The sequence below is a fragment of the Pseudarthrobacter leeuwenhoeki genome (assembly GCF_055412885.1).
This window is the reverse complement of the sequence record NZ_JBVAYY010000008.1, coordinates 71,151-84,170: the sequence shown is the minus strand read 5'-3', so window position 1 is coordinate 84,170 and position 13,020 is coordinate 71,151. Positions and strand designations below refer to the sequence as shown.

Below are 13,020 nucleotides of genomic sequence, written 5' to 3'. Positions count from 1 at the left end.
CCGACAAGTCTTCTACCGTCAATCCCGGACGCAGGCCGAATCCGGCCCGGCCCGTTCCCCTGCCGCCCGCCCAAACGGGTCCAGACACACAAAAGCCCCTCGACACGGAGGGGCTGCCGCTCGGCAATCCGAGTTCTCGTCGGGATGCCGGGCGGCTAGCTAAGCAGGAGGATCGCACGCATAGCTCTACTTTAGCGCACCGGCCATCGGCACTACGTAAGTCTCCACTAGCGGCTGAAGCGGCCGGCCCCGATAGGCCGAGCTGTTAAGGGGGCCCGGGAGCGGCTTCGGGCGTCCGCGAAGCGGGCGGGGCCCCCTTAACAGTGAAGGCATCGGCTTGCCGGACCTACTTCACGTCGTCGTCGACCCAGTCCATGGACTTGGTGACAGCCTTCTTCCAGAGACGCATCTGGCGCTCGCGCTCCGCCTGGTCCATCTGCGGCTCCCAGCGCTTGTCCTCGGCCCAGTTGGCCGAACATTCACCGAGGTCCTTCCAGAAGCCGACGGCCAGACCGGCGGCATAGGCAGCGCCCAGGGACGTGGTCTCCACGACCTTGGGCCGGATCACCGGGACGCCGAGGATGTCCGCCTGGAACTGCATCAGCGCATCGTTGGCGACCATGCCGCCGTCGACCTTCAGCTCCGTCAGCGGCACACCCGAGTCCGCGTTGACGGCGTCCAGCACCTCGCGGGTCTGGAATGCCGTGGCCTCCAGCGCCGCCCGGGCGATGTGGCTCTTGTTCACGAAGCGGGTCAGCCCCACAATCGCGCCGCGGGCATCGGACCGCCAGTACGGGGCAAACAGGCCGGAGAACGCGGGCACGATGTACACGCCGCCGTTGTCCTTCACCGAGGCCGCCAGCGTCTCCACTTCCGCGGCGCTGCTGATCATGCCGAGGTTGTCACGCAGCCATTGCACCAGCGAACCGGTGACCGCGATCGAACCTTCCAGCGCGTAGTGCGGAGCGGCGTCGCCGAGCTTGTAGCCGACCGTCGTCAGCAGCCCGTTCTGGGAGTGGACAATGTCCTCACCGGTGTTGAAGATGAGGAAGCAGCCGGTGCCGTAGGTGTTCTTGGCTTCACCGGCGTCGAAGGCGGCCTGGCCGAAGGTCGCGGCCTGCTGGTCGCCCAGGATGCCGGCAACCGGAACCTCACGCAGCAGCTGGGAGGTGTGCACCGTGCCGTAGACCTCGGAGGAGGACTTGATGGCCGGCATCATGGAGGCCGGAACACCGAAGGCGTCCAGGATCTCCTGGTCCCAGGCAAGCGTCTCCAGGTCCATGAACATGGTTCTGGAGGCGTTGGTGACATCCGTGACGTGGACACCGCCGTCGGTCCCCCCGGTCAGGTTCCAGAGCACCCAGCTGTCGGTGTTGCCGAAGACCAGGTCCCCGGCCTCAGCCTTGGCACGGGCACCCTCAACATTGTCCAGGATCCACTTGATCTTGGTGCCGGAGAAGTAGGTGGCCAGCGGCAGGCCGACCTTCTGCTTGAACCGGTCCGGTCCCCCGTCCTTGGCCAGCTCGTCCACGATCGGCTGGGTGCGGGTGTCCTGCCAGACAATCGCGTTGTAGATGGCCTTGCCGGTGGTCTTGTCCCAGACGACTGCGGTTTCACGCTGGTTGGTGATGCCGACGGCGGCGATGTCGTGGCGCGTAAGGTTCGCCTTGGACAACGCGGAGGCGATGACCTCGCGGGTGTTGTTCCAGATCTCGGCGGGGTCGTGCTCCACCCAGCCTGCCTGCGGGAAGATCTGTTCGTGCTCCAGCTGCCCCGAGGAGACGATGTTGCCGCTGTGGTCGAACACGATGGAGCGGGTGCTGGTGGTGCCCTGGTCGATGGCGATTACGTACTGGTTCATGGTGACGTCCTTGTCTATGGCAGGCAGTTGAATGAGTGCGTAGTGGGTGGGTCAGGCGGCTGCGGAGGCGATGATCGGCACGACTGCCGCGACCAGGCCGGCGAGGCCTCCGCCGACCATCGGCCCGACGATCGGAACCCAGGAGTAGCTCCAGTCTGAGGATCCCTTGCCCTTCATGGGCAGCAGCGCATGGGCGATGCGGGGGCCCAGGTCACGGGCCGGGTTGATGGCGTAGCCGGTGGGGCCGCCGAGGGAGACGCCGATACCGACAACGAGCAGTGCCACAGCGAGCGGGCCAAGCCCAGACGGCGTCCCGCCGAAGGTCAGGATGACGAAGACGAGGACAAAGGTGCCGATGATCTCCGTGATCAGGTTCCACGCGGCGGAGCGGATCGCCGGACCGGTGGAGAACACGGCCAGCTGGCTGGCGGGCTCCGGCTCGGCGTCAAAGTGCTGCTTGTAGGCCAGCCACATCACCACGGCGCCAAGGAACGCACCGAGCAGTTGACCGCCAAAGTAGGTGAAGGTGGAGGCGACGTCGACCGCGACACCCGGCGCGTACTCCGTCTTGCCGTTGACAAGCAGGCCAAACGTGACGGCCGGATTAATGTGTGCACCGGACATGACGGCGACATAAACGCCGGCGAAGACGGCGACACCCCATCCCCAGGTGACCATCAGGAACCCGCCGTTGTTGCCCTTGGTGCCTTTGAGTGCAACGTTTGCCACAACGCCGCAACCGAGCAGGGTCAGCATTGCGGTACCGAATACTTCGGACATGAAAACTATTTCAAGAGACATCTTTGACTCCTCAATTCAATTTTCTGTTGTCAGTCCCTCGCGAGTTTGAAGGACTGTTGGGCCGGCAACGCGCTGCCGCCGCCGGCCGGCCACTGCGCCGGCCCCCCAGGGGAACCACGCAGTCCTTGCGCCCGGACGTCCCCCGTCCGGGCGCCGAGGTCTATCAGGAGACCAGGCTGTGGACCTGGACCCCGTGGAACCGCTTGAGCACCTCCTGAGCGTGGGTGATCTCGGACGACCGCGTCGCCGCGTCCCAGCCCAGCGGGCCGGAGAGGATGTCGGCAACCTCGTTCAGCAGCTCGCCGGTCACCAGTCCCCGGAAGGCCAGGGAGGTGCGGCGGATCAGTACGTCGATCAGGTGCCCGACCTGCTCGTTGCGGGCCATGAACTCCAGCTCGCGGACGCTGAGTTCCCGGGTCGAGTGCAGGAGCCGGTCCGGGGCGGCTCCCGGGGCGGCGTCGAGGAAGCCGATGACTTCCTCTGCGCGGGTGCCATAGCGGGTCAGCAGTCCGGCCGTGCGGTCCGCGTCACGTCCGGCGGCCATGTGGCCCTTGATCCAGCGCTGCACACCGTCCTCGCTGTCCGGGAAGCCGGCGCCGCCGCCGATGGCGAGTTTCGCCGTCGAGACTTTCCGTTCCATCCCTAGCTCGGCGAGGACGGCGTTGCTCAGGTGTTCGGCGAGGGCCCGGAAGGTGGTCCACTTGCCGCCGACGAGGCTGAGCACGACGGCGCCGCCGTCCTGTCCTGCTCGAGCGCCCGTTGTGGCACCGGCGCGGCGTTCGATCCGGTAGTCGCGGCTGACGAAGCCGGGCTGGGTGGCGTCATGCCTGGGCAGCGGGCGGACACCGGAGAAGGTGTAGACGATCTGCTCCCGGTCCACGGCGATGTCCGGGAAGACGTGGCCGATCAGGTCCAAGAAGTAGTCGATCTCCGCCTGGGTGCACACGGCGTCCTCAGCCATGTCGGCGTCGACGTCGGTGGTGCCCACCAGGACGCGGTCCCCCATCGGGTAGATCAGCACGATCCGGCCGTCGGTGTGTTCGAAGAAGATCTCGCGGCCGTTGCAGGCCGCCAGCAGGTCCGGGTGGTCCAGCACGATGTGCGATCCCTTGGTGCCGCCCATGAACGCCGACGCCGCGCCCATCGCCTGGTTGGTCTGGTCGACCCAGGCGCCGGTGGTGTTGACGATGACGTCCGCGGTGAAGTCGAAGAGTCCACCGGTGAGCTCGTCGCGGAGTTCCACGGTGCTTCCGGTACGCCCGGTTCCTGCGCCGTCCCGGACGGACACGAGGGAAAGGTAATTACTGGCGCGGGCGTCACTGGCACCCGCAGTACCTGCCTTCTCGCCGTCCTGCAGCACGTCCAGGGTCAGGCGCTCCGGGTTGTGGACGGAAGCGTCAAAGTACGTGGCGGCGTACTTGATGCCCGGGTGCAGGCGCGGCAGCTCTTCGAGTGCCCGCTTGCGTCCGCGGAACTGGTGGCGGGGGACGGTGCCGCCGTCACGGGAGAAGAAATCGTACATGCTCAGGCCGAGCTTGATCAGGAAGGCCCCGCGTTCCGTGGGGGCGCCCTGCTGCTTGTGGGTCAGGAAGCGCAGCGGAGCGGAAAGGATGCCGGAGAACGTGCTGAAGATGGGGATGGTGGTCTGGAGCGGCTTCACGTAGTGCGGGGCGATGCGCAGCAGCCGGTTACGTTCCACCACGGATTCCTGGACGAGCCGGAACTCGCCGTTCTCGAGGTAACGGATGCCGCCATGGATCATGTGCGAGGAGGCGCCGCTGGCCCCCTGGCAGTAGTCACCGCGCTCCACGAGGGCGACGTCCACGCCCTGCAGGGCCAGGTCCCGGAACGTGCCCACTCCGTTGATGCCGCCGCCGATGATCAGCACCTGGGCGTGGGGCCGCGTCCGCAGCTTCTGCACCGATGCTCGCTCGCCGGCCGATGCCTGGTTGCGGGCTGAATCCTTCTGTCCCAAGAACTGCTCCTTTGGGTTTGGTTCTGCGCGGCGCACCGCGTGGCGCGCCGCCGTTCAACACTATTCTTTGGACTAATGGAAAATGGAGTCAAGCTCTATGCACAAACGTGCAGAACGGAAATGGGATGACGCCCTCACGCAGCTCCGATGCTCTTCGCGCGGCCCAGTTATATTACCTGCAGGACCTGACCATGGACGCGATCGCCCGGGAGCTCCGCACATCGCGGTCCACGGTGTCCCGGCTGCTTTCCTCGGCCCGGGAATCGGGGCTGGTGCAGATCCAGATCCGCAGTCCGCTGGACACGGGCCCCGAACTGGCAAGCATGATCCGTGCCGAATACAAGGTCGACGTGCACGTCGTTCCGGTGGTGGACACGCTGAATGAAGCGGAAACACTGGACCGCGTGGCCATGCAGGCCGCGCGCACCATCGGCCCGCTGGTGGACTCCAATGCCATCATCGGGGTCGCGTGGGGCTCCACCCTGAGCGCTGTCAGCCGGCACCTGACCCGGAAGATCACGCACGACAGTGTGATCGTCCAGCTCAACGGGGCGGGCAACATGCAAACCACGGGCATCACCTACGCCTCCGACATCATGCGGCGCTTTGGCAGCGCCTACGGGGCACGGGTGGAGCAGTTCCCGGTCCCGGCGTTCTTCGACCACGCCGCGACGAAAAGGGCCATGTGGAATGAGCGCAGTGTGCAACGGGTCCTTGAGCTGCAGGCCCGCATGAGCATCGCGATTTTCGGCGTCGGCTCGGTCGACGCCGACTACCCCAGCCACGTCTACGCGGGCGGCTACCTCGATGAAGATGACCTGGCGGTCCTGGCCTCATCCGACGTCGTGGGCGACGTGGCCACGGTGTTCTTCCGCGCGGACGGTTCCTCGGACGGCATCACGCTCAACGAACGCTCCACCGGCCCCGACCTGGCGCAGTTGCGCCAGGTGCGCCGGAGGATCTGTGTGGTGTCGGGCGCCTCCAAGATCAACGGCCTGCGCGGCGCCCTTGCCGCGGGTCTGGCCACCGACCTGATCCTCGACGAGGCCAGCGCCAGGCGGCTGGTCAGCTTCGACGGCTTCTCCTGAACCGGCCCGCCGTGGGGAGTGCCGTGGGGAGTACCGGTGGCTGAGTCGGTAAAGTCGGTGCTATGAAACCCTCGCCGCGGCTCAGCCTCAACAACGGAGTACTGATCGACCAGCTGGGGTTCGGACTCTACAAGGTGCCCCCCGCGGACGCCGCCGGACTCGTGACCATGGCGCTGGAGGCCGGCTACCGGCACTTCGACACCGCCGCCATGTACGGCAACGAGACGGGGGTTGGCCGGGGCATTGGCTCGCTGTCCGGTTTCTCAAGCCGCGACGGCGCCCGCGGCGGATCCGGCGAGTCCTCCCCCTCGCTCTCGCGCGAGGACCTGTTTGTCACCACCAAGCTCTGGAACGACGACCAGGGCTACGACGCCACGCTGGGCGCCTTCGACACGTCCATGGCCAACCTCGGACTGGAATACGTGGACTTGTACCTGATCCACTGGCCCTGTCCGCAGCGCGGGCTGTATCCCGAGAGCTACCGCGCCATGGAGACGCTGTACCGGGAGGGCAGGGCCCGGGCCATCGGGGTCTCGAATTTCCAGCCGTCCCACCTGGACCGCCTGCTGCAGACCGCGGAAGTCGTCCCGGCCGTCAACCAGATCGAGCTGCACCCCTGGCTCCAGCAGGAGGAGCTGCGCACCCTGCACCGCGAACTCGGAATCACCACCGAGGCGTGGAGCCCGTTGGGCCGCGGCCAGGTCCTGCAGGACCCGGTGGTGCTGGACCTCGCCGCCGCGCACGGCAGGACCCCGGCACAAATCGTCCTCCGCTGGCATGTCCAGCTCGGCAATGTCACCATCCCCAAGGCAAGCTCCTTCGCCCGGATCAAAGAGAATTTGAACGTCTTCAGCTTCAGCCTCGACGACGCCGCCATGGACGCCCTGTCCGGCCTGGAACGTGGCTTCCGCACCGGCTCCGACCCCGACTCTGTCAATTAGGACCCATCGAATGGAACCCGTGGCCACCGAGCCCTCCCCCTCCCCTCTCCTGTTCAGCGCCGGGCTTGAGGCCCGCACCCACGGCTCCGAGGTGGTCCTCGGCGGGACCAGGGTCGCGTACTGGACTTACGAGCCGGTCCGGGTGACGCCGGAGACCCGGACCATCCTGGTCATCCACGGCTTCCGCGGCGACCACCATGGCCTGCTCCGGGTAGCCGACCAGCTCCCCGAGATGCGCCTGATCATGCCCGACCTCCCCGGTTTCGGCGGCTCTGCCGCCTTCGTCGGTGCCGAACACAGCGTGGAGCGCTACGGCCGGTTCATCTCCGACTTCCTGGAAGCCCTGGGTCTGGGATCCGACACGGTCCTGCTGGGCCACTCCTTTGGCTCCATTGTGGCGAGCCATTATGTGGCGGCGCACCCCGGCACGGTCTCGGAGCTGATCCTGGTCAACCCCATTGCCGCTCCCGCCCTGGAGGGGCCCAAGGGGCTTATGACAAAAATCGCCATCCTGTACTACGAAGCCGCCGCACGCCTTCCCCGCCGGCTGGGGCAGGGACTGCTCCGCAGCCAGCTGATCGTCCGGGTCATGAGCGAAACGATGGCGAAGACCCGGGACAAACAGCTCCGTCGATTTGTGCATGCCCAGCACAGCGCCTATTTTTCCGCGTTCGCGGACCGGGAAAGCCTGCTGGAGGCATTCAAGGCCTCGGTGGGCAGCAACGTGGCAGAAGTCGCCCCCGGCCTCACCCTGCCCGTGCTTTTGGTTGCCGGGGAAAAGGACGAGATCGCCGCGCTGACGGACCAGTACAGGCTGCTGGCCGTGCTGCCGGACGCGTACCTTGAAGTCATCCCCGACGTCGGGCACCTGATCCACTACGAAACCCCGGAACCAGCCGCCGACTTCATCCGCCGCTTCCTGAAGGACCATTCCGCGTGAACATCCTCATCGACGCCCGATTCACCCGACTGGACCACCATGACGGCATCAGCCGCTACGGTTCCAGCCTGATCGAGGCGGCGGCGAAAATCGCCGATGTCTCCATGCTGATCAGCGACGTCCGCCAGCTGGCCATGCTCCCGGATGTGCCGTACACCCTGATCAACAGCCCGCTGTCCCCGGCCGAGCTGTTCGTCGCGGGCAAGGTCAACAAGCTCGGTGCCGACGTGGTGGTATGTCCGATGCAGACCATGGGCAGCTGGGGCCGGAAATACGCCCTGGTGCTGACCCTTCATGACCTCATCTACTACGAACACCCGGCACCTCCCGGCTTCCTGCCGGCCCCGGTCCGGGTCCTCTGGCGGCTTTACCACAAAGCGTTCTGGCCGCAGCGGCTCCTGCTGAACAGGGCCGACGTCGTCGCCACCATCAGCTCCACGACCGCCGCGCTGATCTCGAAGTACCGGCTCACCCGGCGTCCCGTCCGGATCGTCGGCAACGCCCCGCAGCAGGGCCACACACCGCGGGATCCGGGGGCGGGAGCGGACAAAACGCTGCTGTACATGGGTTCCTTCATGCCGTACAAGAACGTGGAAACCATGATCCGGGGCATGGCGGAACTCCCGGACATGAGCCTGCACCTGCTCAGCCGGATCACCCCCGAACGCCGGGCCGAACTCGAAGCCATGGCACCGGCGGGCGCCGACATCGTCTTCCACAACGGCGTGACCGACGCCGAGTACGAGGCCATGCTGGGACGCACGACGGCCCTGGTCAGCCTGTCCCAGGCGGAGGGCTACGGACTGCCCCTCGTTGAAGCCATGTCCCACGGCACTCCCGTGATCGCCAGCAACATCCCGATCTTCCGCGAAGTGGGCGGCGACGCCGTCAGCTACGTGCACCCGGATTCCCCGGCGGAGTTCGCCGCGGCGGTCCGGGCGCTGGAGGAACCTGACCTGTGGAAGGCCCGTTCGCGCCGCTCGGTGGAGCGCGCCGCAGTCTTCAGCTGGGACGAGTCCGCCCGCAGGCTGCTGGACGCCGCCGAAGAGGCCGTGGCGCTGCGATCACGCCGCCCGGGGCTGGGATTGTTGCACTCGCCTGGCGGTAAGCCCGCGGCCTGACATGACGGTTCCGCGCCGGCGGCGGGGCCACGGTGGCGGCGTTGACGTCCCGCCCGAAGTCAGCCGGTCACTGGGCGGGCTGCGCTGTCGGAGACCACCGGAAATTCCCGCCAGGTCCGCATTGGTGAAAAAACAATGGGGACAACCGAGGCGCCGGCGAGCAGGGCCCAGATCCAGAGCACGGGTTGGACACCTATCCACGCGGCCACGGCGCCCCCGGCAAGGCTGGCGGGCGGCATGATGCCAAGGACAAAGAGCCGGCTGCTCGCCAGGACTGTTCCCAGCCTGTGGGCCGGAGCGACGCGCGGGACGATGCCGGCACCTGCTACGGAGATGACCACGACGAGGAAGGCCCACCCGAACGTGGACGCGCCGAACCAGAGGGCCGGGAACCACGGCAGGACCGGGGCAAGGGGCGTCAGCGAGACGACAGGGACGCAGAGGACGCCGGCGAGAATCCTGGTCCTCCCGATGCCCAGCCGCGTCAGGATCGCCGGTGCGGCGAAGGAGGCCACTAAGCCGCCCAGGGCGGCAAAGGTGCCAAGCAGCGCGAAAACAGCGGGGCTGAGCCCCAGGACGCCGAGGGCGTAGACAGCCGTGGCGGCGCTGCCGAACATGGTGGCCGCGTTGAGGATCATGCCGGACAGGAAGAGACCTCTGAGCACCGGGTGGTGGATGGTGAAGGACAACCCGGCCCGTGCCGCCGGCCAGAACCTCTCGTGCATCCGGGGTGGGTTGATGTCTTCACCGGTCTGGATGCCCGTGAGGGTAAGCGCGGACAAGGCGTAGGAAATCCCCGCCGTCACCAGGGCGAACGGTGCAGCGATGACGCTGAGCAGCGCCGCCGTCAGGGACGGGGACCCGACGGCGACCATGCTGGCGGCCGACTGCAGCCGGGCGTGGGCGTCGCTGACCTGCTCCCGGCCCACCACGGAAGGGACGAAGGCTCCATGGGCGGTGGTGAACACGACATCGGCGACGCTGATCAGCGCGACGCAGACCAGCAGGTGCCCGATCGTCATCACACCGGCCATAAAGGCTGCCGGCACGCTCAGGACCACCAGTGCCCGGAACACGTCCGCGGCGATCATCAGGGGTCGCAGGCGAAGCCTGTCCACCCAGACACCGATCGGGACGCCCAGGACCAGAAAGGCACTCAGGCCCAGGGCGTTGATGACTCCCACCTCCAGAGCGCCGGCACCGAGCATCGAGACAGCAATGATCGGAATCACGACGCGGCTTGCTTCGTCGCCCGCGCCCTCGAACGCTCCGGCAATCCATAGCTTCCGGAATGCAACCAGCCGCATCAGTGGTGTGTGGATTGGCGGCCGGCACCCGGCGTCTGCAACTGGATGTAAGGTCACGCCTGACAATCTGTCAGGGTACTCCTGACATGTCAACTACACTGGACATCGTTAGCCAACGTACTCAAGGAGAATGCCGTGGAAGTCGACCTGCCGCTGGAAGGCCCGGTGATGTGCAGCTTCTGTGCAAGATCAGCGGGCAGCTCGTGTCCTCTGGTGGCAGGACCCGGCGTTGCCATCTGCCAGGACTGCGCCACGGCATCCATGCAGCTCTTCAGCAGCACGGACAGCTCAACGGCTGAGGCTCCCTGGGCGAGAATGACTGATGATGAGCTGCTCGCCCACCTGCCGGAAATTTCCGCCGTCGCCACGCAAGTCGAAGAGCGGCTGTGTGCCTGGGTGGGAACCGCACGTCACCGAGGAATCAGCTGGGCCCGCATTGGCGCGGCCCTGGGCATGACCCGCCAGTCAGCGTGGGAACGCTTCCGGGTCCCTGGCGCCGCCTCCCCGGCCGGCACACCCTGAGACTGCCGGCCCCGACACTCCTCCGCCAGTTCGCTCCCGCCAACCGCGCGCCGCGCCGCTCCGTGGCCCACTCGCCGGTGAGCTGCGGGGTCGCCGGTTGGCAACGGCGAACCCGCAGCGTACTGGCGACCCCGGCACTGTCCCGGCCGGGAAAGTCCTAGAGTACGTCCACGCCGTCGAGCCGCAGCTGGACCGGGTCGTCTGTGCGTTTGGCGGCAGCCGCGACCTTGACCGCGCGAAGCGCCCGGGTGACTTGCGCGGCCTTGCCGTAGGGGATGAACAGCAGCGTCCGAACGTCCTCATCGGCGGCACCCGCGGCTTTCCCGTGGGTTCCTGCCGGGCCGGGGGCGCCGGCCATCACGAGGGGGGCCGGGCCGGCAGTCCGCAGCACGATCCCCTCCGGCCCGAGCTGCTGCCCGACAGCCTGGCTGAAGTGCCCCACGGCGGTCCGGCCGCCGGTGATGGAAGCGACCCGGACAGCCGGCGGCAGCTGCAGTTCCTGGCGCAGGGAGAACTCCCGTTGGGCGTAGCCGGCAGGGTCCCAGCGCAGCAGGGCCCCGACGCCGGCTGCGTCGTCCGCGGTGATGACCACAAGACCGCCCTCACCCGCGGGCCGGACCAGGGCCGCGGCGTTGAACCAGCGCCGGACGGCGTCCTCCCCCGCCCGCAGATTCTCTCGCCGCAGCAGAGAATCACCGTCGAGCAGAAGTGCCGCCGCGTAACCGCCGGCCGCGACGGGTTCCGCGCCGACCGTGGCCACAACCAGGGCTTTCGAATCCGGAACCGTGGCCAGCACCCGGTCCCCGGACGAGGTGATCACCGGTTTGCCCGGGAAGGCGCGGCCCAGTTCTTCGGCCGTGCGCAGCGCCCCGGTGGCGCCCCGCCGGAGCCGGACCCCGTTGCACGTGCCGCAGCGCCACGCCGGCGCCGGCGCCGAACACCAGCGGCACTGCGGCACGGCGGAGCTCCCGCTGGCCCCGGCAATGGCCAGCGGCCCGCTGCAGGCCGTGCAGCGGGCCGGTTCACGGCAGTTGTCGCAGGCAAGTGATGGCGCGTAGCCCGCCCTCGCCACCTGGACCAGGACCGGGCCGCGTTCGAGGCCCTCCTTGGCGGCGCGCCAGGCGGCGCCCGGCAGCCGGGCAATCCTGGCCAGCGGATCATGTTCGAGTTCGTAGCTGTCCGCGGTGTTCAGCACCCGCGGAACGGTCCGGCGGACGACAGAGCGGTCCGCTTCCACCGGCCATGCCCACCCCGCCTCGACAAGGCGCTGCGTTTCGGTGCTCCGGGTGTGCCCGGCGAGCAGGCACGCGGCGCCCTCCTGCTCGGCGCGCAACAGCAGGACCTCCCGGGAATGGGCATACGGTGAGCGCTGCTCGATGTGCAGATCGTCGCCGTCATCCCAGCAGACCACCAGGCCAGGATTGTGGACGGGCGCGTAGGCAGCGGAACGGGTACCGACGGCAACCCCGGCGGCGCCGCTGAGGATGCGCAGGAAGCTGCGGTAGCGCGGGGTCTGGCCGTCGTCCGCGGTGAGCCGGGCGACGTCCCCGGCAGGCAGGAGCTGCAGGAGGGCGGCTTCCACCCGGTCCAGGTCCCGGTAGTCGGGCACGACGACGACGGCGCCGCGGCCGGACAGGCGCACGGCTGCCACGGCCTCGGCAATCAGGCGGGGCCAGCCTCCGGGCCCGTAGCCCTGAAGCGCGCTGAGCACGGCCCGCGGCGACTCCCCGGCGTTCAGGTGCTGCAGGAAGGCCGGGCCGTTGCGGTAGGAGGACCAGCTGGAAGCTTCCAGCCCGGCGGGGATGGCCGGTCCGGCCCCATTGTCGGCCCCGTCCGCGAAGAGGGACGGGTCCAGGCGTCCGTCGGGAGCGAGATCCTTCTCGAGTTTCGCCATCCGCGGCGGCACAGCAACACGGAGCACGTCGCTGACGCTGCCGGCGTAACGCGCCGCGACGCGGTAGGCGAGGTCCGCGACGGAGGCCGTCAGTACCGGGACCGGCGAGACCACTTTGTACAGCGGGACGAGAGGGTGCCCGGCATCGGATTCGGCGACCCGTTCGATCAGGTATCCGGGGAGTTCCTGGCCGTTGAACTTCACTTTCACCCGGACACCTGGCTGGGCCGCGGCGTCCAGCCCGGCGGGCACGCTGTAGTCGAACGGCCGGTCCAGATGCGGAAGGGATGACTCAAGCCGCACCCGGGCCACCGGAAGCCGGGCGGCGAGGGGCGGGCCGGGGGATGCCGTGGCGGAGGCGGGAAAGCCCTGGAGCAGCGACAGCTGGAGGGGCTCGTCCCGGGCTGCCGCGCCGTGGATCGGGCTCATCGCGGGGTCCTCCCTTCAGCAACGGGTCAGTGCCGGCCCAGGAGGCGCCGGCTCAACGAAGAGCAGCCAGGCCGCCGGGATCGGCGGCCTGGCTACAGCACATCACAGGGCAGTGACAATAAGTCAAAACTGCATTCCACA

10 protein-coding genes and 1 pseudogene are annotated in these 13,020 nt (G+C 67.9%); 6 read left to right on the top strand and 5 right to left on the bottom strand.

The genetic code is table 11. The features are described 5' to 3' along the window. Positions 1–346 precede the first annotated feature (346 nt). From glpK to ACZYX4_RS08790, 3 genes are all read right to left on the bottom strand, one after another. The gene (glpK, locus tag ACZYX4_RS08800; protein WP_463875159.1) at positions 347–1,861 is read right to left on the bottom strand and encodes a glycerol kinase GlpK; all 1,515 of its coding nucleotides are present in this window, start codon (positions 1,859–1,861) and stop codon (positions 347–349) included. A 51-nt stretch (positions 1,862–1,912) separates the two neighbouring features. After that, a complete protein-coding gene (locus tag ACZYX4_RS08795) occupies positions 1,913–2,662 on the bottom strand; it encodes an MIP/aquaporin family protein (protein ID WP_463875158.1) in 750 nt (249 codons plus the stop codon). A 163-nt stretch (positions 2,663–2,825) separates the two neighbouring features. Continuing rightward, complete coding sequence (locus tag ACZYX4_RS08790) at positions 2,826–4,637, bottom strand: glycerol-3-phosphate dehydrogenase/oxidase (RefSeq protein WP_463875156.1); 1,812 nt, start codon at positions 4,635–4,637, stop codon at positions 2,826–2,828. 125 nt (positions 4,638–4,762) lie between these two features. Between ACZYX4_RS08790 and ACZYX4_RS08785 the strand changes: the two genes are divergently transcribed. The 4 genes from ACZYX4_RS08785 to ACZYX4_RS08770 all read left to right on the top strand — a co-directional run bounded on the left by ACZYX4_RS08785 (position 4,763) and on the right by ACZYX4_RS08770 (position 8,727). Further along, positions 4,763–5,725: a sugar-binding transcriptional regulator gene (locus ACZYX4_RS08785; RefSeq protein ID WP_463875155.1), complete on the top strand. Its 963-nt coding sequence runs from the start codon at positions 4,763–4,765 to the stop codon at positions 5,723–5,725. Positions 5,726–5,787: 62 nt separating this feature from the next. Then, the gene (locus tag ACZYX4_RS08780) at positions 5,788–6,666 is read left to right on the top strand and encodes an aldo/keto reductase (RefSeq protein ID WP_463875154.1); all 879 of its coding nucleotides are present in this window, start codon (positions 5,788–5,790) and stop codon (positions 6,664–6,666) included. A 10-nt stretch (positions 6,667–6,676) separates the two neighbouring features. Next, positions 6,677–7,606 carry an alpha/beta fold hydrolase gene (locus ACZYX4_RS08775; RefSeq protein ID WP_463875153.1) on the top strand — a complete coding sequence of 310 codons (930 nt, stop codon included), beginning with the start codon at positions 6,677–6,679 and terminating at the stop codon, positions 7,604–7,606. After that, positions 7,603–8,727, top strand: coding sequence for a glycosyltransferase family 4 protein (locus tag ACZYX4_RS08770; protein ID WP_463875151.1), 1,125 nt, complete (start codon positions 7,603–7,605; stop codon positions 8,725–8,727). Before ACZYX4_RS08775 ends, ACZYX4_RS08770 begins: the two co-directional genes overlap by 4 nt. Before the next feature lie 59 nt (positions 8,728–8,786). Here ACZYX4_RS08770 and ACZYX4_RS08765 read toward each other — a convergent pair whose 3' ends face one another. Beyond that, positions 8,787–10,034, bottom strand: a complete 1,248-nt coding sequence (locus ACZYX4_RS08765) for an MFS transporter (protein WP_463875150.1) — start codon at positions 10,032–10,034, stop codon at positions 8,787–8,789. Between the two features lie 168 nt (positions 10,035–10,202). On the opposite strand from ACZYX4_RS08765, the pseudogene ACZYX4_RS08760 reads away from it, so the two are divergent. Together ACZYX4_RS08760 and ACZYX4_RS08755 are read left to right on the top strand one after the other, a co-directional pair. Next, positions 10,203–10,292, top strand: a pseudogene (locus ACZYX4_RS08760) (ClpX C4-type zinc finger protein); the annotation flags it as partial. Positions 10,293–10,349: 57 nt separating this feature from the next. Continuing rightward, on the top strand, positions 10,350–10,556 hold the full coding sequence (locus ACZYX4_RS08755; RefSeq protein WP_463875322.1) for a hypothetical protein: 207 nt from the start codon (positions 10,350–10,352) through the stop codon (positions 10,554–10,556). 157 nt (positions 10,557–10,713) lie between these two features. On the opposite strand, the gene ACZYX4_RS08750 is transcribed toward ACZYX4_RS08755, so the two are convergent. Next, positions 10,714–12,879, bottom strand: coding sequence for a primosomal protein N' (locus ACZYX4_RS08750; RefSeq protein ID WP_463875149.1), 2,166 nt, complete (start codon positions 12,877–12,879; stop codon positions 10,714–10,716). Positions 12,880–13,020 lie beyond the last annotated feature (141 nt).

Excerpts from the sequence above, each read along its gene's own strand:
- glpK (WP_463875159.1), bottom strand. The coding sequence starts at position 1,861 with ATGAACCAGTACGTAATCGCCATCGACCAGGGCACCACCAGCACCCGC.
- ACZYX4_RS08795 (WP_463875158.1), bottom strand. The coding sequence starts at position 2,662 with ATGTCTCTTGAAATAGTTTTCATGTCCGAAGTATTCGGTACCGCAATG.
- ACZYX4_RS08785 (WP_463875155.1), top strand. The coding sequence starts at position 4,763 with ATGACGCCCTCACGCAGCTCCGATGCTCTTCGCGCGGCCCAGTTATAT.
- ACZYX4_RS08780 (WP_463875154.1), top strand. The coding sequence starts at position 5,788 with ATGAAACCCTCGCCGCGGCTCAGCCTCAACAACGGAGTACTGATCGAC.
- ACZYX4_RS08775 (WP_463875153.1), top strand. The coding sequence starts at position 6,677 with ATGGAACCCGTGGCCACCGAGCCCTCCCCCTCCCCTCTCCTGTTCAGC.
- ACZYX4_RS08765 (WP_463875150.1), bottom strand. The coding sequence starts at position 10,034 with ATGCGGCTGGTTGCATTCCGGAAGCTATGGATTGCCGGAGCGTTCGAG.
- ACZYX4_RS08755 (WP_463875322.1), top strand. The coding sequence starts at position 10,350 with ATGACTGATGATGAGCTGCTCGCCCACCTGCCGGAAATTTCCGCCGTC.
- ACZYX4_RS08750 (WP_463875149.1), bottom strand. The coding sequence starts at position 12,879 with ATGAGCCCGATCCACGGCGCGGCAGCCCGGGACGAGCCCCTCCAGCTG.